Source organism: Amycolatopsis sp. NPDC088138, from assembly GCF_044741685.1.
Lineage (GTDB): Bacteria > Actinomycetota > Actinomycetes > Mycobacteriales > Pseudonocardiaceae > Amycolatopsis.
Map to the genome: position 1 here is coordinate 965,537 of NZ_JBIUTB010000002.1, position 22,595 is coordinate 988,131.

The window sequence follows — 22,595 nt, forward strand, 5'->3', positions numbered from 1 at the left end:
ACGCAACTATCGTGGTCAGAGGCTCACCGAGAGGAGTGGCGACCACGATGGAGTGGACAGGCGCACGGTACGCGGACAAGCCGACGGCGGAAGTCTCGACCTGGATCGACGCCGCGCCGGAGGTCGTCTGGCCGGTCGTCTCCGACATCGGGCTGATGCCTTCCCTGAGCGCCGAACTGCAGTCGGTCGAATGGCGCGAGGTCGGCCGGACGTTCGTGGGCAAGAGCAAGCACGACGCGTTCGGCGAGTGGGAGACGACCTCGTACGTCGTCGAGTGCGAGGAACCGCGGGTGTTCGCCTGGGCGGTGCAGGATCCGGCCGAGCCGAGCTCGGTCTGGCGGTTCACCCTCGAGCCCGACAACGGCGGCACCCGGCTCTCGCAGTGGATGCAGATGGGCCCCGGCCGGTCCGGCCTCTCGTTCGCCATCGACCGGATGCCCGACAAGGAACAGAAGATCGTCTTCGTCCGGCTGCGGGAGTTCGAAACCGCGATGACCGGGAACCTCGCCGCGATCAAGGACCGGGTCGAAGGCTCGTGAAGACCGCGACGACCGTCGAGTTCTCGAAGGACACCCGCACGACGCTGGACTTCGTGCTGGAGGCGGAAAAACTCGGCCTCGACGTCTGCTGGGTCGCCGAAGCGTGGGGCTCGGACGCGCCGTCCGCGCTCGGTTACCTCGCCGCCCGCACCGAGCGGATCCGGCTCGGCTCCGGCATCATCCAGCTCGGCACGCGCACGCCGGTGGCGATCGCGCAGGCCGCGCTGACGCTCGCCGACCTCTCCGGCGGCCGGTTCGCCCTCGGGCTCGGCGCGTCCGGGCCGCAGGTGATCGAGGGCCTGCACGGGGTGCCGTTCGCCAAGCCGCTGACGCGGATGCGCGAGACCGTCGAGATCATCCGCCGGGCGTTCGCGGGGGAGAAGATCTCCTTCTCCGGCAAGGCTTTCGAGATCCCGCTGCCCGGCGAAGCGCGTCCGATGCGGCTGTCGGCCGAGCCGAACCCGGACATCCCGATCTACCTGGCCACGCTCTCGCCGAAGCTCCTCGAGCTGACCGGCGAGGTCGCGGACGGCTGGCTCGGCACCAGCTTCGTCCCCGAAGGCGCCGACGCGTATTTCAGCCACCTCGACGCCGGGCTTGCGAAGTCGGGCCGTACGCGTGCGGACATCGACGTCTGCCAGGGCGCCGAAGTCGCCTTCGCCGCCGACGAAGACGAGCTGCGCACGATGGTCGGCGGCCGCAAGAAGGAACTCGCCTTCAGCCTCGGCGGGATGGGCTCGGCCACCACGAACTTCTACAACAACGCCTACAGCCGCCAGGGCTGGGCGGACGTCGCCGCCGAGGTCCGCGAACGCTGGCAGGCGGGCGACCGCGACGGCGCCACCGCGCTCGTCACCGACGAGATGGTGCTCGGCACCACGCTGATCGGCACCGAAGAGATGGTCCGCGAACGGCTGCGCGTCTGGCGCGACGCCGGAATCGACACCGTCCGGCTGTACCCGGCCGGTGAAACGCTCGAAGCGCGTCTCACGACGCTCGGCCGTGCGCTGGAACTGGTGAAGCACTTGCCCTGATGGTCCATAGTGGGTCCATGCGCAAGCTCGTGGCGAACTTGTTCATCTCCTTGGACGGCGTGGTCGAGGCGCCCGACAAGTGGTCACTGCGGTACTGGAACGACGAACTCGGCCGCGCGGTCGGCAGCGGGATGGCCGCGGCCGACGCGATGCTGCTCGGCCGCGTCACCTACGAGGGCTTCGCGGAGTCCTGGCCGGGGCAGGAAGACGAGGGCGCCGAGTTCATGAACAGCGTCCGCAAGTACGTGCTGTCGTCGACGTTGTCCGACGTGAGCTGGCACAACTCGGTCCTGCTGACCGGCGACCCTGCCGAAGCCGTCCGGGAGCTGAAGGCAGGGCCCGGCGGCGACATCATGACCAGCGGCAGCACCGTCGCCGTGCGCTGGCTGCTGGCCGAAGGCCTGGTCGACGAGCTGAACCTGCTGCTGTACCCGGTCGTCGTGGGGCACGGGAAGCGGCTGTTTCCCGAGGAGGGGCCGAACTTCCCGCTGGTGCTCAAGAAGTCGGCCACCTTCGGCAACGGCGTCGTCCAGCTGACCTACGTCCCGGCATGATCACGCCGTTCCGGATCGACGTCCCCGACGCCGACCTCGCCGACTTCCGCGCGCGCCTGCGCCGGACCCGCTGGCCCGAGGCCGAGCCGGTGGACGACTGGAGCCAGGGCACACCGCTGGGCCTGCTGCGCGAACTGTGCGAATACTGGGCGTCCGGCTACGACTGGCGTCGCGCGGAGGCCCGGTTGAACGGATTTCCGCAGTACCGCACCGAAATCGACGGCTTGGGTATCCACTTCCTGCACGTGCGTTCGCCTGACCCGTCGGCGTTGCCGCTGATCCTCACGCACGGCTGGCCCGGCTCGATCGTCGAGTTCGGCAAGGTGATCGAGCCGCTCTCGCGGGAGTTCCACCTGGTGATCCCCTCGCTGCCGGGTTACGGCTTCAGCGACAAGCCGTCGGCACCCGGCTGGGGCATCGAGCGGATCGCGGCGGCGTGGGCGGAGCTGATGGCCCGCCTCGGCTACTCCCGTTACGGCGCCCAGGGCGGCGACTGGGGAACGTCGATCACGACGTCACTGGCCCAGCAGGACGCGGCCCACCTAGCGGGCATCCACCTCAACCCGCCGATCGCCGCCCCCGACCCGGCGACGTTCGGCGACCTCACTCCCGGGGAGCGCGCCGCGCTGGACGCACTGAAGCACGCGCAGCGCTGGGAGGACGGCTACTCCGTCCAGCAGTCGACACGCCCGCAGACCCTGGGCTACGGCCTCGCCGACTCCCCGGCGGGCCTGTGCGGCTGGCTGCTGGAGAAGTTCCACGCCTGGTCCGACGGCTTCCCGTTCACCCGCGACGAGCTGCTGGACAACATCACGCTGTACTGGCTGACGGGCACGGCGACGTCGTCCGCGCGGCTGTACTGGGAGAGCATCCGCCAGGTCCAGCGGTGGTTCGCCGAGGCGACCGACGACACGGTGGACGTCCCGACGGGCTGTTCGATCTTCCCGGCGGAGATGCCCCGGCCGTCACGCCGGTGGGCGTTGCGGAGGTACCCGGACATCCGGCACTGGAACGAGCTGGACCGGGGCGGGCACTTCGCGGCGTTCGAGCAGCCGGAGCTGTTCGTGGACGAGGTGCGGACCTTCTTCCGCCTGGTCCGCTAGCGCTTGAAGCCCTTCGGATCGGCCAGGTAGCGGTCCAGGTCCGGATCTTCGTGCAGCTCGGTGAACCCGTCCTCGACGTCCTCCCCGAGTTCACGGCACAGCCGGTCGAAGGCCGCCCGGACATCGGCGTTGAACCGCCGGCACCGCGCCTCCCGCCACGGGCCGGGGTCCGGCGGGTAGTCCCAGTTCATCGACTCGTCGTACTGGGCCACGAGGCCGTCCAGCTCCGCGCGCAGCTCAGGTCCGAGTGGCAGCTGCTCCAGGTCCGCCGGGCCGACGTCGGCCCAGAGCACCGCGCCCGAGCCCGCGTCGAAGAAGAACCTCAATTCACCCCTCGCCCCTGGTCCTTCCAGAACGGCTCCCGCAGCTTGAACTTCTGGATCTTCCCGGTCGCCGTCCGCGGCAGCTCGTCGAGGAACTCCACGCGCTTCGGGCATTTGTACCCCGCCAGGTACTCCCGGCAGTGCTTGATCAGCTCCTCGGAAGTGACGGTCTCGGAGGTGACCACCAAAGCCGTGACCAGCTCGCCCCACTTCTCGTCCGGGACGCCGATCACCGCCACCTCGCGCACCGCCGGGTGCGAGTTCAGCGCGTCCTCCACCTCGATCGACGACACGTTCTCGCCGCCCGAGATGATCACGTCCTTCTTGCGGTCCGCAATCGTCAGGTAGCCGTCCTCGAAAGAACCGCCGTCACCCGTGTGGAACCAGTTCCCCTCCTGCACCCGCGCGGTCTCGTCCGGGTTCTCCCAGTAGCCGTCGAGGTTGTGGTTCGACTGCGCGAGCACCTCGCCGTCGGTGTCGACGGAGATCCGGACGCCCAGCGCGGGCGTGCCGGCCCGGCCCAGCAGCTTCGCCTGCTCGTGCGGGTCGAGGTCGGCCCACTCGCTGCGCATCCGGTTGACGGTGAGCAGCGGCGCCGTCTCGGTGAGGCCGTAGATCTGGATGAACTCCCAGCCCAGCTCGGCCCGCACGCGCTCGATCGTGCGGGTCGGTGGCGGCGCGCCGGCCACGACGATCCGGACGCGGTCGCGGCCGGGGATCTCACCCTCCCAGGTGGCGGCGCCGTCCAGCGCCGCGGTGACCACCGCGGGCGCCGCGCACAGGATCGTGACGCCGTGCTCCTCGATGCGCCGCAGGATCTCGGTGCCGTCGACCTTCCGCAGCACGATGTGCCGCCCGCCGAGCCCGGTCACCGCGTACGGCATGCCCCAGCCGTTGCAGTGGAACATCGGCAGCGTGTGCAGCAGGACGTCGTTGTCGCTCAACGTCGTGTGCAGCCCGAAGACGGCCGCGTTGAGCCAGATGTTGCGCTGGGTCAGCTGCACGCCCTTGGGCCGCGCCGTCGTGCCCGAGGTGTAGTTGATCGTCGCGGTGGCCGACTCGTCACCCGCCCACGGCCGCGGGTCGCCGTCGCCGCCCCAGAGCGTCTCGTCGTCGCGGCCCAGCACGAAGACGTGCTTCGCGGTGACGGTGTCGAGCAGGGACTCCAGCTCGGGGTCGACGATCAGCACCTCCGCGCCCGAGTGCTCCACGATGTACTTCACCTCGGCCGGCGCGAGCCGGAAGTTCACCGGCACCAGCACCCGGCCCCAGCCGGAGACGCCGAAGAACGACACGAGCAGGCGGGCGGCGTTGTGCGACACCATCGCGACGCGCCCGCCGACCGGCACGCCCAGCGCGTCGAGGTGGGCCGCCTGCGCGCGGGCCCGCCGCGCCACCTCCCGGTAGGTGAGCGAACCCCAGCTCGGCGCGGGCTGGTTCGGCTCGTCGACCACCGCGACGCGGTCCGGGTACACCGTTTCCGCGCGGTCGAGGAAGTCCCGGACACCCAGATCGAAGAACACGCGCCTTCCCTTCGTCGCCCCTGTCCCGATGATGACTGTTCGCAGGTGCTCGCACCAGTCCGATGTGGTTGGCTGGCGGTGATGGATTTCGACACGGTGGCCGGCGAGCTCTACGGGGGTGACCTCGCGGAGTTCGTCGGCGCGCGCAACGCGGCGGCGAAGGCGGCGAAGGCCGGGGGCGACGCCGACCTGGCGGCGAAGATCAAGGAGCTGCGGAAGCCGACCGCGGCCGCGGCGATCGTCAACCGGCTGGCCCGGGACGACCCGGATGAGCTGCGTGAGCTGGCCGAACTCGGCGACGAGCTGCGGGACGCGCACACCCGCCTGGCCGGCGACGACCTGCGTGCGCTGACCCGCAGCCGCGGCGAGCTGGTGCGCCGGATCGTGCGTGGCCTGGACAGGATGAGCGACACGGTCGCGCGGGAGGTCGAGGCGACGCTCGAAGCCGTCGCGGCCGACCCGGACACGGCCGCCCTCGCGCTGGCCGGGCGCCTGACGTCGGTGGCCCACCAGGACGCCGACCAGTGGTTCACCCTCGCCGCGAGCGCACCGGCCGCGTCGACCGGCAAGCGCCCGGCGAAGCTGGTGGAAAAGGCCGAACCGGCGCGGCCGAAGCGGTCGCCCCGGACCGAGAAGACCGAAAAGGACCGTCGGCGCGAAGAGGAAGAACGCGCCGAGCGGGAGCGCGTCCGCGCGGACCGTGAGCGCCTGCGCAAGGAGGCCGCCGAGCTGGCCAAGGAGCGGGCGGTCGTCGAGCGCGACCTGGTCCGCACCGAACGCGCGGCCGAGCAGGCCACGGCCCGCGTCGAAGACCTTCGCACCCGCTTGGCGGAGGCCGAAGAACGCGCCGAGCGCGCGACGGCGGAGTTCGAAGCGGCGAAGGAAGCCTACGAGCAGGCCGACGAGGCCGCCAACGAAGCCCAGAAAGCCGCCGACGCCGCGCGCTGACCCGTGCTAATCTGGGGCCGCGCCCCGGATGGGCCTACGCACGGAGGTAGTGGCTACTCAGCCCTCTTGAGATCGACACGTCGGTGTCTCTCCTCTTTCCCCTGCTGTGGGACAAGTGTGCCTCCGTCGTGCCCTCTCACGCCTCCGATCACTCCACATCGGAAGGACCACGCGAGTTTGATCCAGCTCACCACGACCGGTGCCCGCACCGGCCGGAAACACCGTGTCACCTTGGGAGCCCTGCACATCGGCGGACAGCTGGTGGTCGTCGCCTCGGCGATGGGCCTGCCCCAGCACCCCGCCTGGTACCACAACATCCGCAAGAACCCTTTGGTGACCGTGGAAACCGGCACCGAGACGTTCGAGGCGATGGCGGCCGTCGCCCCCGACCGCGACGCGCTGTTCGCCAGGGTCGTCGAGCAGCAGCCGGGTTTCGCGGACTACCAGGCCCGGACGACCCGGGTGATTCCGGTGATCGTCCTGCACCGCCTCGACCGGGTCTGACGACGTCGTAGCGCGGTTGCAGGAAGAGATCCACCAGCTCGCCGCCGAAACCGATGTGGCCGGGCTGCGTGCGGAACTCGATCGACTGTTGTCCGTTTTGGACGGTCACGTCGGCGGGGAACCCGTGCCTGACTGATCAGAGCAGCACGCCGGCGAGGATCCGGTGGTGCTCGGCCTCCGCCTCCGGCGTGGGGCCGAGCACCTGGACGGCCACGTGGTCGGCCCCGGCGTCCACATGGGACAGCAGGCGCTTCGCGATGCTCTCGGGCGAGCCGTGCAGGACGAGGTCGTCGATCAGGCGGTCACTGCCGCCACCGGCGACGTCCTCCTCGGTGTACCCGTGGCGCCGCAGGTTGTTCACGTAGTTGCGCAGCCCGAGGTACGGCTCGCGCACGAACGGGCGGCCGATCGCGCGCGCCGCCACCGGGTCCTCGTCGACGACCACTTTCTGTTCCGGCGTCAGCAGTTTGCCCGCGCCCAGCACCGACCGCGCGTGCCGCGTGTGCGCGACCGGCACGAGGTAGGGGACCGCACCGGCGGTGCGGTCCGCGGCGAGCTTCAGCACACGATCGCCGAGCGCGGCCAGGATCCGGGCGTCGGCGGGGACACCGGCCGCGTCCAGCCGGTCGAGGTAGTCGACGATCTTGTCGTACGGGCTCTGGTACGCCGCGACGGACTCCGGGTGGCCCACGCCGATGCCCAGCAGCAAGCGCTTTCCGTACCGGCCCGCCAGCCGGTGGTACGACTCGGCCAGGGTTTCCGGTTCGTCGGCCCACATGTTCACGACCGCCGTCGCCACGGTGATCCGCTCGGTCGAGGCCAGCACGTCCTCGACGAACGCGAGGTCGCCGATCGACGCGCTGCCGGTGCCGAACCAGACCGTGCCGTACCCGAGCTTGTCGGCCGCGACGGCGTGCGCCTTGCGAGTCGCGTCGTCGCGGTGCGGGGCCAGGAACACGCCGAACCGGTTCACTACATTCGCCATACGGATCAATGTAGCAAATGTAGCGTCAGGTTGTCAGTCCGCTAGCTCGCGAGACGGTGCAGCCACTCCCGCAGCAGCTGCCGCTCGGTGGTCGTCAGCGCGTCGACGTCGTCCGCGAGCGCGGTCGACAAAGCGACAGCGAGCGCGCCCGTTGACGACCCGGCGGCCGGGCCGTCGGTGAGCAGCCCGGCCAGCACGGAGTCCCGGACCTGCGCGGACATCGCCAGGTCGCGGGCCCCTTCGGGCTGGGCGATCAGGCTGAGGGTGACCCCGCTGTTCGCCGCCGCGAACTGCCGCGCGGCCTCCGTCGCCTCGACCCGCAGCCGCCCGGCGCGGGCGAGCGGCGTGAACAGCTCGAGCAACATCGCTTCGGCGCTGCTGGTGAGGTTGCACGGCACACCGGGCTCGATCTGGCCGTAGAGCAGCACGTAGAACGCCGGGTTCTCGAGGCCGTACGCGACGTGCCGGTCCCAGCCCTCCCGGATCCGCGCCACCGGGTCGCCGCCGGTCTCCGGCGCCTGGACGTACTGGGTGAAGCCGTAGTTCACCACGGCGTCGAGCAGGCCCTGCTTGCTGCCGAAGTGGTGGTAGAGCGTCGGGGCCTGGACGCCGGCGCGCTCGCAGATCGCCCGCGTCGACACCGGCCCGCCGTCCGCTTCGTGCAGGAGCTGCCCGGCGGCCAGCAGGAGGCGGTCGCGGGTACTGGTGGCGTTGCTCGATCGTCCGGCCATGTAGCAATTGTAGCGGTGAGTTGTAACGTCAGGGGTGACCGTCGAGCTCGCGCAGCCGCAGCTGGACCCGGCGAAGGCCGACGAAGGCGTTCAGCACGGCCGGATCGGTCGCGAACGTCGCCGGCCGCACCGACCGGTACCCGTCCAGCAGCGCCTCCCGCAGCTCCGCGTGGTGCGGCAGGTGAGCGAACGCGTCGACGGTCACCGCCAGGTCGTAGGCGTAGTGGCCGAACCCGCAGTCGTCGAAGTCGACCACCCGCACGCGGCCCCGGTGGAACAGGTAGTTCTCCTGGTGCAGGCCGCCGTGGACGAGCCCGAACACGTCGGCGCCGAACCCGAGCGCGGACCGCACGGCCCGGACCCGCCCGAGCGCGGCGCGGACGCCCTCGTCGCCCCCGGCCAGCGCGACCGCCCGGTCGACGACGGTGTCCGAGAAGCCGTCCACCTGCGCCCGGCCGAACGCCGTCAGGTCATCGGCCCGGCCGCGGTCGAGGCCGTTCATCCGGGCGCCGTGCCGGTGCAGCCGCGCGGTGAACTCGCCCAGCCGGTACAGCTGCGGCGCGCTGAGCCGCTCGTCGAGGAACCGGCCCTCGAGCCAGCGGTACAGCACGCAGGTGCGCGGCTCGGGCACGGCCGGGTCGGCGACGACGGTGGCCGCCTGCCGCTCCCGCGTCGGGACCGGCCGCGGCACCGCCAGGTCCGTCTCGCGGGCCAGCGCGGCGAGCCAGGCCATCTCGGACCGCACCTGCGCGAAGCTCGGGCCGTCCGGCCGCTCGATCCGCAGCACGTACCGATGGCCGTCCGCGCCGTCGACCCGGAACGCCGTGTTGCGCCCGCGGGGCAGCGGCGTCAGCCTCGCCACCGGGACGTCGTACTCGGTCAGTGCCGCTTCGGCCAGCCTCCGCAGCCGGCGGGTGCGCCCCGCGCGGTCGAGCTCGGCGAACGGCCGGGTGTTCGCCTGGAAGTCGGCCATCGACCACGTGGTCAGCTGATCGACCGTTCGGGTTCGCGGGAGTGCGAGACGAGCTCGATGGTCGGCGTGTGGCGCCCACCGCCGAGCCGCTCGACCCCGCGCAGTCCCTCGACCAGCCGCTCGACCTCGGTGTCCGGCCGCACCCCGAAGCGCATGAACTGGCTGGTCATGCCGATCTTGTTGCCGCACTGGCGCACCAGCAGGTGGTGCTCGGTGAGCAGGTAGTCGCAGAGCTCGGCGCCGTCGACCGAGCCGGGCAGCTTCACGAGCAGGAAGTTCGCCTGCGACGGGTACACCGTCAGCTCCTGGAACTGCCCGAGCTGCGAGTTCATCATGAACCGGTCGAGCGCCAGCCGCTTGAGGCTCTCCTCGTACTCCGCGCGGCGCTCGGCGAGCATGAAGATCACCGTCTCGGCCAGGGAGTTCAGGTTCCACTTCGGCAGCGCGGCCGACAGCTTCCGGGTCAGCGCCGGGTTCGACACCTGGTAGCCGAACCGGATCCCGTGCAGCCCGAAGTTCTTCCCGAGGCTCTTCAGCACGATGACGTTCGGCCGCACGACGGCTTCGGCGGCCACCGACGGGGTCATCTCGACCTCGACGAAGTCGATGAACGACTCGTCGATCACCACGAGGTCGAGGTCTTCGAGGGCGTCCATGAACCGGATGACCTCGCGCCGTGGCAGGTAACCGCCGTCGGGGTTGTTCGGGTTGCACAGCACCGCGACCCGGGAGCCGCGGCGCTTGATGAACTCGATGTACTCGTCGACGCGCAGCTCGAAGTTGTTCGCTTCCTTGAGCAGGAACATGTCGACGCGCTTGCCGGTCTCCAGCGGCTGGTCGGTCCAGCGGCCGAACGTCGGGATCGGCACCGCGATGCTGGAGTCCACCAGCAGCTGGTCGATCCAGGTGATCAGCTCGGTGGAGCCGTTGGCCAGGGAGATCGTCGACGGGTTCAGCCGGAGCACGTGCGCCAGCTGCGCGGTGATCGCGCCCGCGTCGCTCGGGTAGAACTTGAGGATCGTGCGGAGGTTGCGCTCCAGCTCCCCGAACATCTCGTCGGTCGGGAAGTAGGGGTTGCACGGGATGCAGAAGTCCGCGAGATCGTCCCCGTGCTGGCCCATGGCCCGCATGACGGAGAAGAACGACGGGCTGTGTGCCTGACTCTGCTGGAAAAGGCCGCTCGTGGTCATGCCGTGCCGCACGTGGTCTCCGTCCGCCGTTTTACCGGCCCCTTGCCTTCCCATCGGAGATACGTACGAATCGGATTCCCGGTTCAATGCCGCTCAGCGCGTACAGGCCGGTGCCGGCCAAAACGGCCGCCGACACGGCGGACAGCGCGAGCACCGGCAGCGGCGCGGTGAACGGCGACACGCCGGTGAACGACTCGACGCCGATCACGGCGGTGAGCACGGCGTCGGCTGTGACCGCGAGCTTGACGACGCGCATCCGGTGGGCCTCGGGCCAGCGGGTGAAGGTGAGCAGCCACGCCAGTCCGGGTAGCACGAGGATCGCGTGCATCGCGACCGCGTGCAGCGGCTTGAGCGAGCCGGCGGTCGTGTAGGCCAGCTGCGGGTCGCCGCCGCGGGCCTCGACCACGCCGCGGGCGATCATCACGGCGCCGGTGGCCAGCGCGACCACCAGCACGACCAGGCCGGCCCGGATGGCGAGACGCAGGCTCGGCGCGCCCGGGCCGGGCGCCACGAGCGCGGCGGCGGTGAAGCCGATGACGGTCAGGATGAGCACCCCGCCACCGCCGGCGAGCGTCATCGACACGACGTTGTCGAACGGCGTCTCGAAGTTGAAGTGCGACGGCACCCCGCGCCAGGACTGCATGCTGACCAGCGCGACCTCGACGATGCTGGCCACGCTGAACGCGCCGAGCAGCACCGCGCGCCACCGCGGCCGGACGGTGAGGAACGACGTCGCCCAGGCGACCGAGGCCAGCGTCAGCCCGAACGACAGGCCGAACGTGACGGCCTTGCGCATCGACACGGGCCCCAGCCACGAGCCGCCGGTGCCGAGGAGCACGATCGCGTGCACGAGGCCGCTCACGAAGAGCGCCGCGCCGACGGCGTAGGCGGCTCGTTCGGCGGGCCGGCCGTCGTGCCAGATCCGGGTCAGTGCGTTCATGCGCCGAGTCTCGCGTGTTCCGCCGCCGCTCGCGTCGGCCCGGCGTCGACTCCCTGTCGTACGCCGATCTACGTACGGTGGATTCAGAAAGCCGTCGTAAAGAATTGTGCGGTTTCTTGACCGGAATATTGCCGAATGCGGTGTCCGGTGCCACTCGGCAGGCGGATGCGGGGCAGCCCGGGGAGTTCTACTATTGAATCATGTACATCGCACTGCTGACCTACACGGCACCCGAAACAGAAGTCGACTACGCGCTCCCGGACCATTCGGCCTGGGTGCGCACCCAATTCACGAGGGGGCTTTTCCTTGTTTCCGGAAAGGGAACCGGCGCGGCCGACCAGGTGATCCTCACCCGCCCGGTCCTGCGCGGCAAGCTCGACGCGGTCCTCGCCGGCGACCCGTTCGTGGTCCAGCGCCTCGCCCGTTACAACGTCATCGAATTCACCGCCACGCGCACGGCACAGGAACTGGTGGCGATCAACGAGGTCCTCGCCTCCTGAGAGAAGCACGCCCCGGCCAGGTGGCCCGCAACGCAGCCCGCCACCTACCGGCGAAAAACGACGCCCTCCCGGGCCTGCTCGCCGCCACCCTCCCGCCCGCCGCGCCGCGGTTTTTGTCGGTGCCTTCCGGTAGCGTGGGAACCGGGGGCAGCGCCCATCACGTTCCCGCGATTCCCCTTGCGCCACAACGGAAATCGCGTGCCGAACCCCATTCTCGACATCACCCGATTTAGCGATGATCTTCGCACGTGTGTTCGGGTAACGTCGGTGTCGTGACCAGATCGATCCGCCTGCCCGGCAGAGGCAGGCTACGAAGACAGCAGCCGGCGAAAGTGCTCCGGCAGCTCCAAAGCGCGTGCCTCCGCCGGGGTCAGCCACGCGAAGTCGTCGTGCTCTTCCGGATTGAGCACCACTTCGCCCGTGCCCGTTTCCTCGGCCGTGTAGACGAACGCGTGGACGAGCAGCGGCCGTCCCGTGATGTCCGGCCACGAATCGCGGCTGCGCTCCCCCTTGATCCGGACCGTCAGCCCGGTTTCCTCCGCCGCTTCGCGCACCGCTGTGGTCTCGAACGGTTCACCCGGTTCCGCCGTCCCGCCCGGCAGTTCCCAGCGCCCGCCGAGGAAGACGCCGGGCGCGCGGCGGAGGAACAGCACCTCGTCACCGCGGGCGATCCAGCAGTACGCGAGGTGCTTGTGCTCGGTCATGCGCGCGATTCTCGCTCAGTTGGTCTTCGACGTCGGCAGGTGGGCACCCAGGTACCCGACGTAGACCGTCCCCGTGCCGTCGGTGTCGTCGAGGAAGTGCAGCCGCGGGGCCGGCGACTTGAAGCGCTCCAGCGCGATGTGGGCGCCGAAGTAGTCGCGGCCCGCCGGGTTCGTCCGCGGGTCGACGCGGAAGGTGCGGGCCTGGCGCAGCCGTTCGTTGGTGGTGACGGTGTCCGACTCGGCCAGCGCGATGATGTTGGCGCTGATCAGCGAGCCCGGCTGGCCGGTGCGGGCGAACGCGAGCACGTCCGACAGTTCGGGCCCGGGATCCTGCCCCGCGTCGAGCAGCGAGCGGCGAGCCCCCGCGTAGGCGTCGAGCGTGCGGAGCGCGTCCCAGGCCTTCCGGCGCCAGGCGGCCGCCTTCGGGTGGTGGTCGAGGATCGCCGTCGGCGCGGGCTCGGCCGTGATCGCGAGGTGCTTGAGCGTCGCGGTGGCCGCGCCGATCAGGTCCGCGAAGCTCGGGAAGTCGGCCGGCGGGCACCCGGCGTCGGCGACCTCGGCACCCGCGTCGTGGTAGCGGGTCAGCGTGCCGGCCAGCAACCCGTTGGCGCGCCTGAGTTCGTCGCGCTCGGCCTCCATCTCGTCGAAGGCGCGCGCGTAGTCGTCCACCGCCTCCTGCAGCCGTGCCAGCTGCTCCTGCAGGCAGGCGACGTCGATCGCCGACAGCTCCTCGAGCCGCCGCCGGAGCGCCTTCATCTCGCGCGCCGCGCGTTCCCGCTCTTCGGCGCCCGCTTTGGCCTTCTTGCGCAGGATGGTGATCACCCCGCGCGCCTCCGCCAGCTCGCGCTCGACGCGGTCCAGCTTTTCGGTCAGCCCGGCATCGGGTTCCTCGTCCGGCGGCGCGAACGGATCCGCCGCGTACCAGGCCCGCACACTCGGCACCTCCGCCCACTCCTCGGGCAGCGGCGTCCGGCTCCGCGTCTGGATGAACCGCGTGATCGCGCCCTCGAGCGCTTGGTGCGCCAGCGGGCTGGCCGGGTCGACGAAGTCCGGCAGTTCGTCGCACGGTGGCACGAACAGCCGCGCGCCCAACGGCACCGCGCAGCCGAGCGGGAGGTGGCTGTTGAGGGTGCGGCGGAAGCGGTCGTCGACGTCGAACACGTTCACCAGCCCCGGCCAGCCCTCGACCGGCTCGGTCGGCGGCTCGGTGAGCACCAGCACCGCCGATGTCCGCCACGGCGCCACGAGCGCCTCGGCGAGCAGATCCGCGACGCGGTCGCACTCCTCGCGGGACCAGCCGCGCATCGACAGCACCGGCCCCTCGATCGGGATCTCGTCGCTGCCGCTGGCGCCCAGCTCCTCCAAGCCGATCCGCCGCGCCGGTGCTTCGTGGCAACTGCGCCACGGCCGCGTGCACGCCGCCGCCAGCAACCACGCCACGCGGTCCTCGCCGGCGCGGTAGCACAGCGAAAGCAATACCTGAACGGAGTAGCGGTCTTCGTGGCCCGGCCACGCGAACTTGAGGTCGCACCGGCGCGATCCGCCGTCGTCGGACGAGCCGAGATCGGTGATGGCGTAGTCGTCGTGCTGCCGCTGGCGGGTGATCAGCCTGCTGCGCAAGGCGTCCAGGGGGCGCTTTCCCTCGACGGGGACCAGTCCGTGGTGCCAGATCCGGTGCACCCCCACAGGACTCACTCCGTTCGCCGGGAACCGGTACCTCAAGCGAACATAGCGGATCCTGTGACCGGGCGAACGCGGGGCGTCACCTCATTTGCGCGTCCAGAGACAGAACGGATGCCCGGCCGGATCGAGGTACACGCGAACCTCCTCCTGGGGCTGGAACGCGGCCAGCCCGGCACCCGCGTCGATGGCGGCCGAGCCGGCCGCGTCGAGGTCGTCGACCTCGATGTCCAGGTGCATCTGCATCTGCCGGCCACCGTTCGCCTGCGGCCATTCCGGTGGCACGTGGTCGGGCTCCAGCTGGAACGACAGACCGGGGCCGCCGTCGTCGGGGCGCAGCGTCACCCACTCCGGCTCGTCGGTCTTGATCGGCCAGCCGAGCAGGGTCGCGTAGAACACGGCGAGCGCACGGGGATCCCGTGCGCCGAGCACGGTCGAAGTCAGCTTCATGAACGGTGGTTACCCGCGGGCCGCGGCGATCTACCGTCAGCGTCCGGTCTGGGTGTCGAAGTAGGCGTACGGCGGGCCGGCGTCGCCGAACGACGACGTCGCGAACACCGCGGCGCCGGACAACGCGAGCAAGATCGTGAGCACGCCGAGAGTCGCGCCGATCCGGCCCGGCCCCGGGGTGGTGCGCGCACCGGCGTACACGCCGAAGACCAGTGCCAGCACGCTGATCGGCAGCAGCGCGAACCACAGCGCGCCGAGCACCAGCACGAACGCGTGCACGACCCACGAGTACGTCCACGCGGCCACGACCTGCGGCCGGACGATCAGCCAGGCCGCCCAGGTCGCCACCGCCAGCGTCAGGCCGGACGAGCCGATCGCGACGGCCGAGATCCCGAGGCCGCGGCCTCGTGGCTTGGTTTCCGTGGACTCGGTTTCGCAGTCGGGTTCCCCCATGGCCGGGATATCACCTCCGGGCGGCTTCGTGTTACCCGGAATACCCCGGCGCCGCACCGGCTTGCACCTTGGCGCAGGCGTAGTGATCACTGAGGGAGCCGCCATGTCGTCCGAGCACATCCAGGGAACCGTCGCCGACGGGTACGAGTCCGTCCGGGAGGAGTTCGCCGCCGTCGCGACCGGCGAGGGCGGGGACTACGCCGCCCAGCTCGTCGCGCACGTCGACGGCGAGCGCGTCGTCGACCTGTGGACCGGCCCGGAAATCACCGCCGACTCGCTGACCGGGGTGTTCTCCTCCACCAAGGGCGCCGCGCACCTGGTGGTCGCGCTGCTGGTGCAGGACGGCGTGCTGGACCTCGACGAGCGCGTCAGCCACTACTGGCCCGAGTTCGGCGCCGCGGGCAAGGCCGGGATCACGGTGCGGGACCTCCTCGCGCACCGCGCCGGTGTCGTCGGCGCCGACGACGGGTTCACCGCCGAAGAGCTCGCCGACGACCGGGTCATCGCCGAGCGTCTCGCGCCGCAGAAGCCGTACTGGCGCCCGGGGACGGCGTTCGGCTACCACGCCTTGGTGATCGGCGCGCTGACCGGCGAGGTCGTCCGCCGCGTCACGGGCCGCAGCATCCAGGAGCACTACGAGGAGCGCGTCCGCGAGCCGTACGCGCTGGACTTCTACCTGGGCCTGCCCGAGGAGCTGGAGCCGCGGTTCCTGACCACGCTGCCGATGCTGCCGACGCCGGAGCAGCTGGCCGAGCTGGAGGCGAACGCGACCGGGCCGGACAGCATCACGGCGATCGCGTTCAACCGCAACCACCCGAAGGCGCCGGAGCTCTGGGACCTGCCGAACATCAAGACGATCCGCCGGCTGAGCCCGGCCTCGGTCGGCGGCGTCGCCTCCGCACGCGGCCTGGCGGGCATGTACGCGGCGGCGATCAGCGGCCAGGAACCCCTCCTGGCAAAGGAAACCGCGGCGGACTTCGCCCAGATCCACTCGATCGGCGACGACCTCTCGACCCGAGGAGGCAACGCGTTCGGGCTGGGATTCGCGGCCGTGGGGTACGACTACCCGGTGCTGGGCCAGGGAGCGTTCGGCCACAGCGGCGCGGCCGGTTCGCAGGCGTTCGCGGACCCGCGCAGCGGCCTCGCGTACGGCTACAACCGCCGCCGGTTCGCCTTCCCCGGCGGCGCGGCACCGGAGAACACCCGCCTGGTCCGCGCAGTCCACACAGCGGTGGTGACCAAGCGCGGCTGACCCCGCACGCGGCACAGGGAGAAAAGGCGCTCTGTCACGATCCGTACCCGGACGCACACGTAGATCCGCATGGTCCCGAGCGCCGTACCCCACTCGGCGGCGATGCACGCCCTGATCAACGCCGTTACAGGGTTCACTCGTTAGGACGTTTCGACCGGTGCATCTGGCCTCTTCACGCCAGTCGAACTGACTTTCTGTAGTGAAAACTCTCCCGATCAATGCTTTGTTGTGCAACTATTGGGCCGTTCGCGGGGAGAGGGCCCCGCGAGGGGGACTCACCGTCACCGGTCAGCGTCCCCATGCAGATCCCCAGGGGAGAGGAGATCGACCATGTCGACGCCCACGGACACCAAGCCCGAAGAGGCTCCGGAGCCGACCGAGGAGCCGACCACGCCGTTGGTCCAGTGGACCGACGAGGACGGCAAAGTCCACGACGGCCACCCGGTCCACACCGAGTGCAGCGGCAACTGCTATCAGGTCATCAAGGGCTGAGCTCGCTCGGCTTCGTCGCCCGCCTGCTGATCTTCGACCGGTAGGCGGGCTTCTTTCTGCCATCGGCTGTGCTGTCATAGGAGAGTGCCTGTGACAAACCTGGACCCGTCCGAACTCATCGCCAGGGTCCGCGATCTCCAACGAGCGGCGACCGACGCCTCGTGCGTGGCCCGCTTCCACGAGGGCGTCCGGCTGCTTCGCCGGGGAATGGCGCTGCTCGACTCGATCCACCCGGTGGAGGCCGGCTACCGCACCGAGTGGCTCGTCGCACGCATCAGACTCGCGTCCACGCTGGCCGCGATGTCGTCGGAGATCACCGGGGACGTCGCCGCCGGCCTGGCCGGGCTGGACGACGTCCGCCTCCTGATCAACGCGATCGAGGATCCGGTGCTGCAGGCCGAGCTCAACGGCGCGCTCAACCACAACTACGGGCTGCGGCTGATGACGGTCGGGCGCAACGAGGACAGCATCGAGCACTTCAGCCAGTCGCTGGCCGACAAGGAGTTCCGGCTGGCGAACGGTCCCGACCCGCACGCCTGGATGGGCGCGTTCGTGCAGACGCTGTCGACGCGGGGCTGGGCACACACCCGGCTCGGCAACGTCGTCGAGGCCCAGGGGGACCTGACCCGCTCGATCGAGATCGCCGAGCGGCACGAGCTGCACGCCGAGGCCGCCGACGTCCGCCGGATCCTCGGCACCCTGGCGCTGCGGACCGGTGACGTCCCGGAGGCACTGCGCCTCTACGACGAAGGCGAACGCACGTACCGGGACCTGGAAATGGACGTTCCGCCGCCGCTGCGGCTCGAGCGTGCCCAGGCGCTGATGGCCGCCGGGCTGGCCGACGAGGCGAGTGATCACCTCGACGAGGCCATGGCGGCGATGCTGCAGGACAACAGCGTCGGCCGGGAGCTGGCGCAGGCCGAGCTCCAGCGCGCCTCGGCGGCGCTGATGAACGACGAGGTCGACCTGGCCCGGCAGATGGCCGCGTCGGCGCGGCGGCGCATGCTGCGCGCGGGCTGCCGGACCTGCGTCGCCAACGCGACGATCATCGGGCTGCGGGCCGACACCCGCGAGGCGCTGAGCACCGGCGTGGTCGCCGCCGGCCTGCCGGCGCGCGCGATCCGGATCGCCGAGAAGATGCCGCTTCCCCGGCTCGCCGAGCAGGCCGCCACCGCGCGGATGCTGGCCGTCCGGCTCGACGTCCGGCGCGGGAACCTCAAGCGCGCCGCCGAAACCCTCGCCCTGGTGCCGCGGCCCGGGCAGCTCACCCCGATCGACTACCGGATGCTGCGCCGGCTCTGCCGGGCCGAGCTGGCCGTCGCGCAGGGGAACCGGGCCAAGGCACTCACCGAGATCCGGTCCGGGCTGACCGAGCTCGACGCCGTCCGCGACCGGATGGGCGGGCTGGACCTCGTGTCCGGGACCGCGCTGCACGGTCAGGAGCTCGCCGACCTCGCCGTCAAGCTCGTCCTCGAACGCAGCGACGCCCGGCGGCTGTTCGTCTGGCTGGAGCGGACGCGGGCGCAGACCTACCGCTACGAGCCGCTGTCCGCCGGGACCGCCCCCGAGCTGGCGGCGCGGGTGGCCGAGGTCCGCGGTCTCGGGCAGGCCATCCAGGAAGCCCAGCACGACGGGCACCCGAGCGCGAGCCTGCGCGCCAAGTACAACGAACGGCTCCGGGAGGCGCAGCGCCTCGGGTGGCACACCGGGCGCTGGGGCCGGCCGCGGCCGGTCGCCGGGCTGAACGAGGTCGTGGCGCGGCTGGGCGAGCGTGCCATGGTCAGCTTCGCCGCTTCCGGTGACGAGCTGGTCGCCGTGGTCGTCGCGGGTGGTGAGTGCCGGCTGGTGCGGCTCGGCTCGGCCGGGGACGCCGCCGAGTCGGCGCGGGTGCTCAACGTCGACCTCGACGCGCTCGCGCCGGACAACCTGCCCGAACGGCTCGCCGAGGTCGTCATGGCTTCGGCGCGCAAGCAGGCCGACCGGCTCGACGCGCAGCTGATCCAGCCCCTCGAAGAGCTGTTCGGCGACCGTGACCTGGTCATCGTCCCCACCGGGCCGCTGTACGCGGTGCCGTGGGGCGTGCTGCCGGGCCTGCGGGGCCGTCCGACGGTCGTCGCGCCGTCGGCGACCGCGTGGCTCGCCGCCGAGCTGACGAAGTCGCCGCGGGCGCGCAAGATCGTGCTCGTCCGCGGTCCGGGGCTGGCCGGTGCTCGTGGTGAGCTCGAGAAGCTCACCACGCACTACCGCACCGCGACGACGATGACCGGCGCGAAAGCGACCGTGAAGTCGGTGCTGCGCGCGATGGACGGCGCGAAGCTGGCCCACTTCGCCGCGCACGGCGCGCACGAGCCGGAGAACGCGCTGTTCTCCCGCCTCGAGCTGGCCGACGGCTCGTTGTTCGGGCACGAGATGGCCGGGCTGCGGCAGCCGCCGCGGCAGGTCGTGTTCGCCGCGTGCGAGCTGGCGCTGAACCGGATCCGCCCGGGCGACGAGGCCCTCGGGTTCGCCAGCGCGCTGCTGGCGAGCGGCTCCCGGACGGTGATCGCTCCGCTGTCCCGGGTCGGTGACCTGGCCTCGGCCGCCGCGATGGACGACTACTACCGGGCCCTCGCGGTCCGCGACAGCCCGGCATTGGCCCTGGCCGACGCGATCGCGGTCGACCCGTTCCGCCGCCCCTTCGTCTGCCTGGGTGCCGGCTAGCCGCCACCCGGTGCCGGAAGCGCCGACACACGTGATTGAAGGGACGACACGGCGAGCGCGGTGCCGGGACCTCGTGTCGACCCGCCTGATGGGACGGTCGACTCGCGTGATCGAAGGCTCGACGCCCGTGATGGAGAGGTCGACACCGGTGTTTGAGGGCCGACTCGCGTGATGGAGAAGTCGACTCGCGTGATGGGGAAGCCGACACGTGTGATTGAGGGGTCGACACGCGTGTTTGAGGGGTCGACTCGTGTGATGGGGAAGCCGACACGCGTGATTGAGGGGTCGACACGGCGAGCGTGTGCCCGGAACTCGTGTCGACTCGGCAATCACGCGTGTTGACTCGGCAATCACGTGAGTCGGCGCGCTGATCACGTGACGGAGGGGTCGGCGGCTTCCAGGCGGGTCACCATGTCGTCCAAGGTGAGGCGGGCGGGCTTCGTGCCGGTGACGAACTCGTTCAGCAGCCGGCAGAACCGGTCCGGGTCGGCCACGTGGGGGAAGTGCTTCGTGTTCTCCAGGACCGTCAAGCGGCTGTCCGGCAGGACCTCGGCCGTCCGGTGGCCGTGGGCGACCGGGATGAGCGGGTCGCGCTCGCCCCAGATCAGCAGCATCGGCACGTCCGCGGCCAGGTAGAGCTTCTCGACGGCGCTGGCGCGCTGGCCGCGCAGGTCGAGCAGGCCGCGGGCGATGGAGAGGAACGCGCGCCGCCGCGCCGGGTCGGCGAGTGAGCCGAAATGCCGGGCCAGCTCCCGGGTTTCGGTCTTCGGCGAGAAACCCAGGAGCCGTCCGACGCGGGTCGCGGCGCGGGCGACGGCGACCGTCGCCGGGTTGATCGTCAGGGCCAGCGTGAGCTGGGCACCCGGCAGCGTCGCGGCCCGCAGCACCGGGCTCACCTCGCGGCCGAGGCCGCCGCTGTCGACCAGCACCAGCCGGTCGCACATCTCCGGGAACTGGTAGGCGAACTGCAGCGCGATGCCCCCGCCGAGCGAGTGCCCGACGACGGTCGCGTGCCGGACGCCGGACACCGCCAGCACGTCCCGCACGACGCTGGCCATCGAGCCGAGCCCGTAGTCCGCGCGCGGTGCGTCGGACTCGCCGTGCCCGGGCAGGTCGAGGGCCAGGACCCGGCGGTTCAGCGGGGCGGACCGCTCGAGGACCGGCCGCCACGTCTCGGCGCTGCCCGCGATCCCGTGCAGCAGCACGATCGCCTCGTCGGTCTCGCCCGCCGCCTGCTCGTGCAGCAGGATCCGGCGGCCGTGCAGGGTGATGTGGCGGGTCTGGAGGGTCATCGGCGGCCTTTCTCGCGGACCCGAAACCAGGGTGCTCCGGGGCCGGCGACCACCGCCGGCCCCGAATCCGGGCCCCACGTGACAAGAACTGACCGGGAAAGGCGTTCCCCGGTACTGGTTTTCCGGGGGTACCCGCTGTTCGTGCCGACATACCCCCGGTATCCCTCGAAAGCATGTCGTCCCACGCGGGTTTCCCCGCCGAGTGGACCGGTCCGGGCACCGCGGATTGGCTCTGGGGACGGGGGACCGTCCGCTTTAGGCTGCCGGGCATGACCGGATTGCTCACCGTGCGCCTCCAGCAGGCCTGTGCCAACGCCACCGCGATGTGGGCCACCCTCGCCCGGGCGCGGGGCCACGACGTCCGGGAGCACGACGGGTTCGTCGTCATCGACGGCCCGGCCGGCGCGCGGGTCATGGTGACCACGCCCGAGCCGGGTGACGCCCTTGCGGAGACCGCTCGCGGCCTGCGGGACGCCGGCCGCGGCCTGGTCGTCGAGGATGCCTTCGCCACGCTCGACCTCACGGGGATCGGGCTGACCGCGCGGCAGCTGCCGGTGATGGTGCGCGAACCCGCGCCCGCACCCGAGCCGGCCGGTGTCACCCGCGTCGAGAGCCCGGCGGACCTGGTCCGGGCCGGGGGCATCGTCGTCGAGGGCTTCCCGCTGGAGCACTACCGCGCCGACGACGCCTTCCCGGCGTCGCTGCTGGAGCAGGACGGCCCGGCGATCTTCACCCGCGGCGACGCGGGCGCGTGCCTGACCATGGCCCACGGCGGGGTCGGCGGCGCCTACTGGGTGGCGACGCTGCCGGAACACCGCTCGAAGGGGGTCGGCCGGGCGCTGATGCACGCGGTGCTGCGGCACTTCGACGGCCTGCCCGTCACGCTGACCGCCGCCCGGCCCGGCAAACCGCTCTACGACTCCCTGGGTTTCGTCACCGTCGGCGACGCGAACTGGTGGCGCTGACGGCCGCCGTCGGCTTCTCTCGGCACACGGTGAGCTCCGGCCTGTAGTCGCCCAGTAGGGTGACCCCCGTACACGGCCGGGCCGACTTGTGGAGGTCTTCCGATGGCACGCACGGGCGGTGAGGGCGAACTCCCCTCGGTCGCCGAACTGGTGAACCTTTCGCAGACGAAACCGCTGATGATCCGCGGTGAACTCGACGCGAGACTCGCCGAGGAGCTTGCCGCGGAACCCGAACGCGACCCCAGACCCGACCCGCTCGCGATCCTCGACGCCGAGCTGGCCGCCGAAGAGCCCGTTGACGATCGCCCGCTCGACGCGCCGCCCGCCGGCCCGCCGCGGCGCACGCAGCCGTTCGTCATCGGCGCCGTCGCGGCCGTCGCGCTCGGGCTCGCCGCCGTGGTGCTCTTCCAGCCGCACGAGGTCGGCGGCACGGCCGTGCCGCCGCCGGGTGCGGCCGCGCCGCCTCCGCAGCCGACCTCGAGCGAAGCCGTCGCGACGTTCAGCGCCTCGGCGGCGCCGCCCCCGCTCACCGCCGGGCTGCAGGACACGCCGGTCAAAACGACGAGCCGCCCCGCCGCGGGACGCAAGCCCGCGAACCCCGTGACGACGTCGTCGACCCCGGCGCCCGAGGACCAGTGGCGCGACATGGTGAGCTCCGCGATCAGCTCCTGGCAGCACGGCCACGGCAGGCCCGGCCGCTGATCGGCCGAAGTGACAGTGCCACGTTCGCCGTCACGTTGACCGGGGTTCACCTCCACCC

Annotated in this window: 24 protein-coding genes; 12 read left to right on the forward strand and 12 right to left on the reverse strand. The window is 71.3% G+C overall.

From position 1 onward, the window contains the following. Positions 1-47: 47 nt before the first annotated feature. From ACIOD2_RS12145 to ACIOD2_RS12160, 4 genes are read left to right on the forward strand one after another with little or no spacing between them, the layout of a single operon-like run. Positions 48-539, forward strand: coding sequence for an SRPBCC family protein (locus ACIOD2_RS12145; RefSeq protein ID WP_400536912.1), 492 nt, complete (start codon positions 48-50; stop codon positions 537-539). Beyond that, positions 536-1,573: an LLM class flavin-dependent oxidoreductase gene (locus tag ACIOD2_RS12150; RefSeq protein ID WP_400536915.1), complete on the forward strand. Its 1,038-nt coding sequence runs from the start codon at positions 536-538 to the stop codon at positions 1,571-1,573. The genes ACIOD2_RS12145 and ACIOD2_RS12150 overlap by 4 nt, the downstream gene beginning before the upstream one ends. A gap of 17 nt (positions 1,574-1,590) precedes the next feature. Then, a complete protein-coding gene (locus ACIOD2_RS12155) occupies positions 1,591-2,127 on the forward strand; it encodes a dihydrofolate reductase family protein (RefSeq protein WP_400536917.1) in 537 nt (178 codons plus the stop codon). Next, complete coding sequence (locus ACIOD2_RS12160) at positions 2,124-3,230, forward strand: epoxide hydrolase family protein (RefSeq protein WP_400536919.1); 1,107 nt, start codon at positions 2,124-2,126, stop codon at positions 3,228-3,230. Before ACIOD2_RS12155 ends, ACIOD2_RS12160 begins: the two co-directional genes overlap by 4 nt. On the opposite strand, the gene ACIOD2_RS12165 is transcribed toward ACIOD2_RS12160, so the two are convergent. Both ACIOD2_RS12165 and ACIOD2_RS12170 read right to left on the reverse strand, forming a co-directional pair. Then, positions 3,227-3,556, reverse strand: coding sequence for a hypothetical protein (locus ACIOD2_RS12165; protein WP_400536921.1), 330 nt, complete (start codon positions 3,554-3,556; stop codon positions 3,227-3,229). The two genes, ACIOD2_RS12160 and ACIOD2_RS12165, sit on opposite strands and share 4 nt — an antisense overlap. Then, on the reverse strand, positions 3,553-5,076 hold the full coding sequence (locus ACIOD2_RS12170) for an AMP-binding protein (RefSeq protein ID WP_400536923.1): 1,524 nt from the start codon (positions 5,074-5,076) through the stop codon (positions 3,553-3,555). Before ACIOD2_RS12170 ends, ACIOD2_RS12165 begins: the two co-directional genes overlap by 4 nt. 81 nt (positions 5,077-5,157) lie before the next feature. On the opposite strand from ACIOD2_RS12170, the gene ACIOD2_RS12175 reads away from it, so the two are divergent. Together ACIOD2_RS12175 and ACIOD2_RS12180 are read left to right on the forward strand one after the other, a co-directional pair. After that, the gene (locus ACIOD2_RS12175) at positions 5,158-6,024 is read left to right on the forward strand and encodes a hypothetical protein (RefSeq protein WP_400536925.1); all 867 of its coding nucleotides are present in this window, start codon (positions 5,158-5,160) and stop codon (positions 6,022-6,024) included. Between the two features lie 177 nt (positions 6,025-6,201). Further along, a complete protein-coding gene (locus ACIOD2_RS12180) occupies positions 6,202-6,528 on the forward strand; it encodes a nitroreductase/quinone reductase family protein (protein WP_400536927.1) in 327 nt (108 codons plus the stop codon). Between the two features lie 136 nt (positions 6,529-6,664). On the opposite strand, the gene ACIOD2_RS12185 is transcribed toward ACIOD2_RS12180, so the two are convergent. The 5 genes from ACIOD2_RS12185 to ACIOD2_RS12205 are packed head-to-tail and all read right to left on the reverse strand — an operon-like array spanning position 6,665 to position 11,347. After that, complete coding sequence (locus tag ACIOD2_RS12185) at positions 6,665-7,513, reverse strand: TIGR03620 family F420-dependent LLM class oxidoreductase (RefSeq protein ID WP_400536929.1); 849 nt, start codon at positions 7,511-7,513, stop codon at positions 6,665-6,667. Between the two features lie 41 nt (positions 7,514-7,554). Continuing rightward, a complete protein-coding gene (locus ACIOD2_RS12190) occupies positions 7,555-8,244 on the reverse strand; it encodes a TetR/AcrR family transcriptional regulator (RefSeq protein ID WP_400536931.1) in 690 nt (229 codons plus the stop codon). A gap of 28 nt (positions 8,245-8,272) precedes the next feature. Then, positions 8,273-9,217 (reverse strand): phosphotransferase enzyme family protein, encoded by a 945-nt coding sequence (locus ACIOD2_RS12195; RefSeq protein WP_400536933.1) that lies wholly within the window; start codon positions 9,215-9,217, stop codon positions 8,273-8,275. An 11-nt stretch (positions 9,218-9,228) separates the two neighbouring features. After that, positions 9,229-10,419, reverse strand: coding sequence for a pyridoxal phosphate-dependent aminotransferase (locus tag ACIOD2_RS12200; protein ID WP_400536935.1), 1,191 nt, complete (start codon positions 10,417-10,419; stop codon positions 9,229-9,231). Between the two features lie 19 nt (positions 10,420-10,438). Next, positions 10,439-11,347 (reverse strand): hypothetical protein, encoded by a 909-nt coding sequence (locus ACIOD2_RS12205; RefSeq protein WP_400536937.1) that lies wholly within the window; start codon positions 11,345-11,347, stop codon positions 10,439-10,441. 200 nt (positions 11,348-11,547) lie between these two features. Between ACIOD2_RS12205 and ACIOD2_RS12210 the strand changes: the two genes are divergently transcribed. After that, positions 11,548-11,847, forward strand: a complete 300-nt coding sequence (locus ACIOD2_RS12210) for a YciI family protein (RefSeq protein ID WP_400536939.1) — start codon at positions 11,548-11,550, stop codon at positions 11,845-11,847. A gap of 308 nt (positions 11,848-12,155) precedes the next feature. Here ACIOD2_RS12210 and ACIOD2_RS12215 read toward each other — a convergent pair whose 3' ends face one another. The 4 genes from ACIOD2_RS12215 to ACIOD2_RS12230 all read right to left on the reverse strand — a co-directional run bounded on the left by ACIOD2_RS12215 (position 12,156) and on the right by ACIOD2_RS12230 (position 15,134). After that, positions 12,156-12,551, reverse strand: a complete 396-nt coding sequence (locus ACIOD2_RS12215) for an NUDIX domain-containing protein (RefSeq protein ID WP_400536942.1) — start codon at positions 12,549-12,551, stop codon at positions 12,156-12,158. A gap of 15 nt (positions 12,552-12,566) precedes the next feature. Continuing rightward, positions 12,567-14,237 carry a hypothetical protein gene (locus ACIOD2_RS12220; RefSeq protein WP_400536944.1) on the reverse strand — a complete coding sequence of 557 codons (1,671 nt, stop codon included), beginning with the start codon at positions 14,235-14,237 and terminating at the stop codon, positions 12,567-12,569. Between the two features lie 81 nt (positions 14,238-14,318). Further along, positions 14,319-14,681, reverse strand: a complete 363-nt coding sequence (locus ACIOD2_RS12225; RefSeq protein WP_400536946.1) for a VOC family protein — start codon at positions 14,679-14,681, stop codon at positions 14,319-14,321. Between the two features lie 36 nt (positions 14,682-14,717). Further along, positions 14,718-15,134, reverse strand: a complete 417-nt coding sequence (locus ACIOD2_RS12230; protein WP_400536948.1) for a hypothetical protein — start codon at positions 15,132-15,134, stop codon at positions 14,718-14,720. Positions 15,135-15,237: 103 nt separating this feature from the next. Between ACIOD2_RS12230 and ACIOD2_RS12235 the strand changes: the two genes are divergently transcribed. From ACIOD2_RS12235 to ACIOD2_RS12245, 3 genes are all read left to right on the forward strand, one after another. Continuing rightward, positions 15,238-16,386, forward strand: a complete 1,149-nt coding sequence (locus tag ACIOD2_RS12235; protein WP_400536950.1) for a serine hydrolase domain-containing protein — start codon at positions 15,238-15,240, stop codon at positions 16,384-16,386. Positions 16,387-16,716: 330 nt separating this feature from the next. Beyond that, the gene (locus tag ACIOD2_RS12240; RefSeq protein ID WP_400536951.1) at positions 16,717-16,878 is read left to right on the forward strand and encodes a hypothetical protein; all 162 of its coding nucleotides are present in this window, start codon (positions 16,717-16,719) and stop codon (positions 16,876-16,878) included. Between the two features lie 90 nt (positions 16,879-16,968). Continuing rightward, positions 16,969-19,578: a CHAT domain-containing protein gene (locus ACIOD2_RS12245; protein ID WP_400536953.1), complete on the forward strand. Its 2,610-nt coding sequence runs from the start codon at positions 16,969-16,971 to the stop codon at positions 19,576-19,578. 371 nt (positions 19,579-19,949) lie between these two features. On the opposite strand, the gene ACIOD2_RS12250 is transcribed toward ACIOD2_RS12245, so the two are convergent. Continuing rightward, entirely contained in the window at positions 19,950-20,870 is a 921-nt protein-coding gene (locus tag ACIOD2_RS12250; RefSeq protein WP_400536956.1) for an alpha/beta fold hydrolase, read from the reverse strand. Positions 20,871-21,139: 269 nt separating this feature from the next. Here ACIOD2_RS12250 and ACIOD2_RS12255 point away from each other — a divergent pair, with 269 nt between their 5' ends. Continuing rightward, a complete protein-coding gene (locus ACIOD2_RS12255; protein WP_400536958.1) occupies positions 21,140-21,835 on the forward strand; it encodes a GNAT family N-acetyltransferase in 696 nt (231 codons plus the stop codon). Positions 21,836-21,937: 102 nt separating this feature from the next. Next, complete coding sequence (locus ACIOD2_RS12260) at positions 21,938-22,537, forward strand: hypothetical protein (protein ID WP_400536960.1); 600 nt, start codon at positions 21,938-21,940, stop codon at positions 22,535-22,537. Positions 22,538-22,595 lie beyond the last annotated feature (58 nt).

Bases quoted from the DNA above. Each gene is read 5' to 3' on its own strand.
- ACIOD2_RS12145 (WP_400536912.1), top strand. From the start codon at position 48: ATGGAGTGGACAGGCGCACGGTACGCGGACAAGCCGACGGCGGAAGTC.
- ACIOD2_RS12155 (WP_400536917.1), top strand. From the start codon at position 1,591: ATGCGCAAGCTCGTGGCGAACTTGTTCATCTCCTTGGACGGCGTGGTC.
- ACIOD2_RS12160 (WP_400536919.1), top strand. From the start codon at position 2,124: ATGATCACGCCGTTCCGGATCGACGTCCCCGACGCCGACCTCGCCGAC.
- ACIOD2_RS12175 (WP_400536925.1), top strand. From the start codon at position 5,158: ATGGATTTCGACACGGTGGCCGGCGAGCTCTACGGGGGTGACCTCGCG.
- ACIOD2_RS12185 (WP_400536929.1), bottom strand. From the start codon at position 7,513: ATGGCGAATGTAGTGAACCGGTTCGGCGTGTTCCTGGCCCCGCACCGC.
- ACIOD2_RS12190 (WP_400536931.1), bottom strand. From the start codon at position 8,244: ATGGCCGGACGATCGAGCAACGCCACCAGTACCCGCGACCGCCTCCTG.
- ACIOD2_RS12195 (WP_400536933.1), bottom strand. From the start codon at position 9,217: ATGGCCGACTTCCAGGCGAACACCCGGCCGTTCGCCGAGCTCGACCGC.
- ACIOD2_RS12205 (WP_400536937.1), bottom strand. From the start codon at position 11,347: ATGAACGCACTGACCCGGATCTGGCACGACGGCCGGCCCGCCGAACGA.
- ACIOD2_RS12210 (WP_400536939.1), top strand. From the start codon at position 11,548: ATGTACATCGCACTGCTGACCTACACGGCACCCGAAACAGAAGTCGAC.
- ACIOD2_RS12215 (WP_400536942.1), bottom strand. From the start codon at position 12,551: ATGACCGAGCACAAGCACCTCGCGTACTGCTGGATCGCCCGCGGTGAC.
- ACIOD2_RS12225 (WP_400536946.1), bottom strand. From the start codon at position 14,681: ATGAAGCTGACTTCGACCGTGCTCGGCGCACGGGATCCCCGTGCGCTC.
- ACIOD2_RS12230 (WP_400536948.1), bottom strand. From the start codon at position 15,134: ATGGGGGAACCCGACTGCGAAACCGAGTCCACGGAAACCAAGCCACGA.
- ACIOD2_RS12235 (WP_400536950.1), top strand. From the start codon at position 15,238: ATGTCGTCCGAGCACATCCAGGGAACCGTCGCCGACGGGTACGAGTCC.
- ACIOD2_RS12240 (WP_400536951.1), top strand. From the start codon at position 16,717: ATGTCGACGCCCACGGACACCAAGCCCGAAGAGGCTCCGGAGCCGACC.
- ACIOD2_RS12250 (WP_400536956.1), bottom strand. From the start codon at position 20,870: ATGACCCTCCAGACCCGCCACATCACCCTGCACGGCCGCCGGATCCTG.
- ACIOD2_RS12255 (WP_400536958.1), top strand. From the start codon at position 21,140: ATGACCGGATTGCTCACCGTGCGCCTCCAGCAGGCCTGTGCCAACGCC.
- ACIOD2_RS12260 (WP_400536960.1), top strand. From the start codon at position 21,938: ATGGCACGCACGGGCGGTGAGGGCGAACTCCCCTCGGTCGCCGAACTG.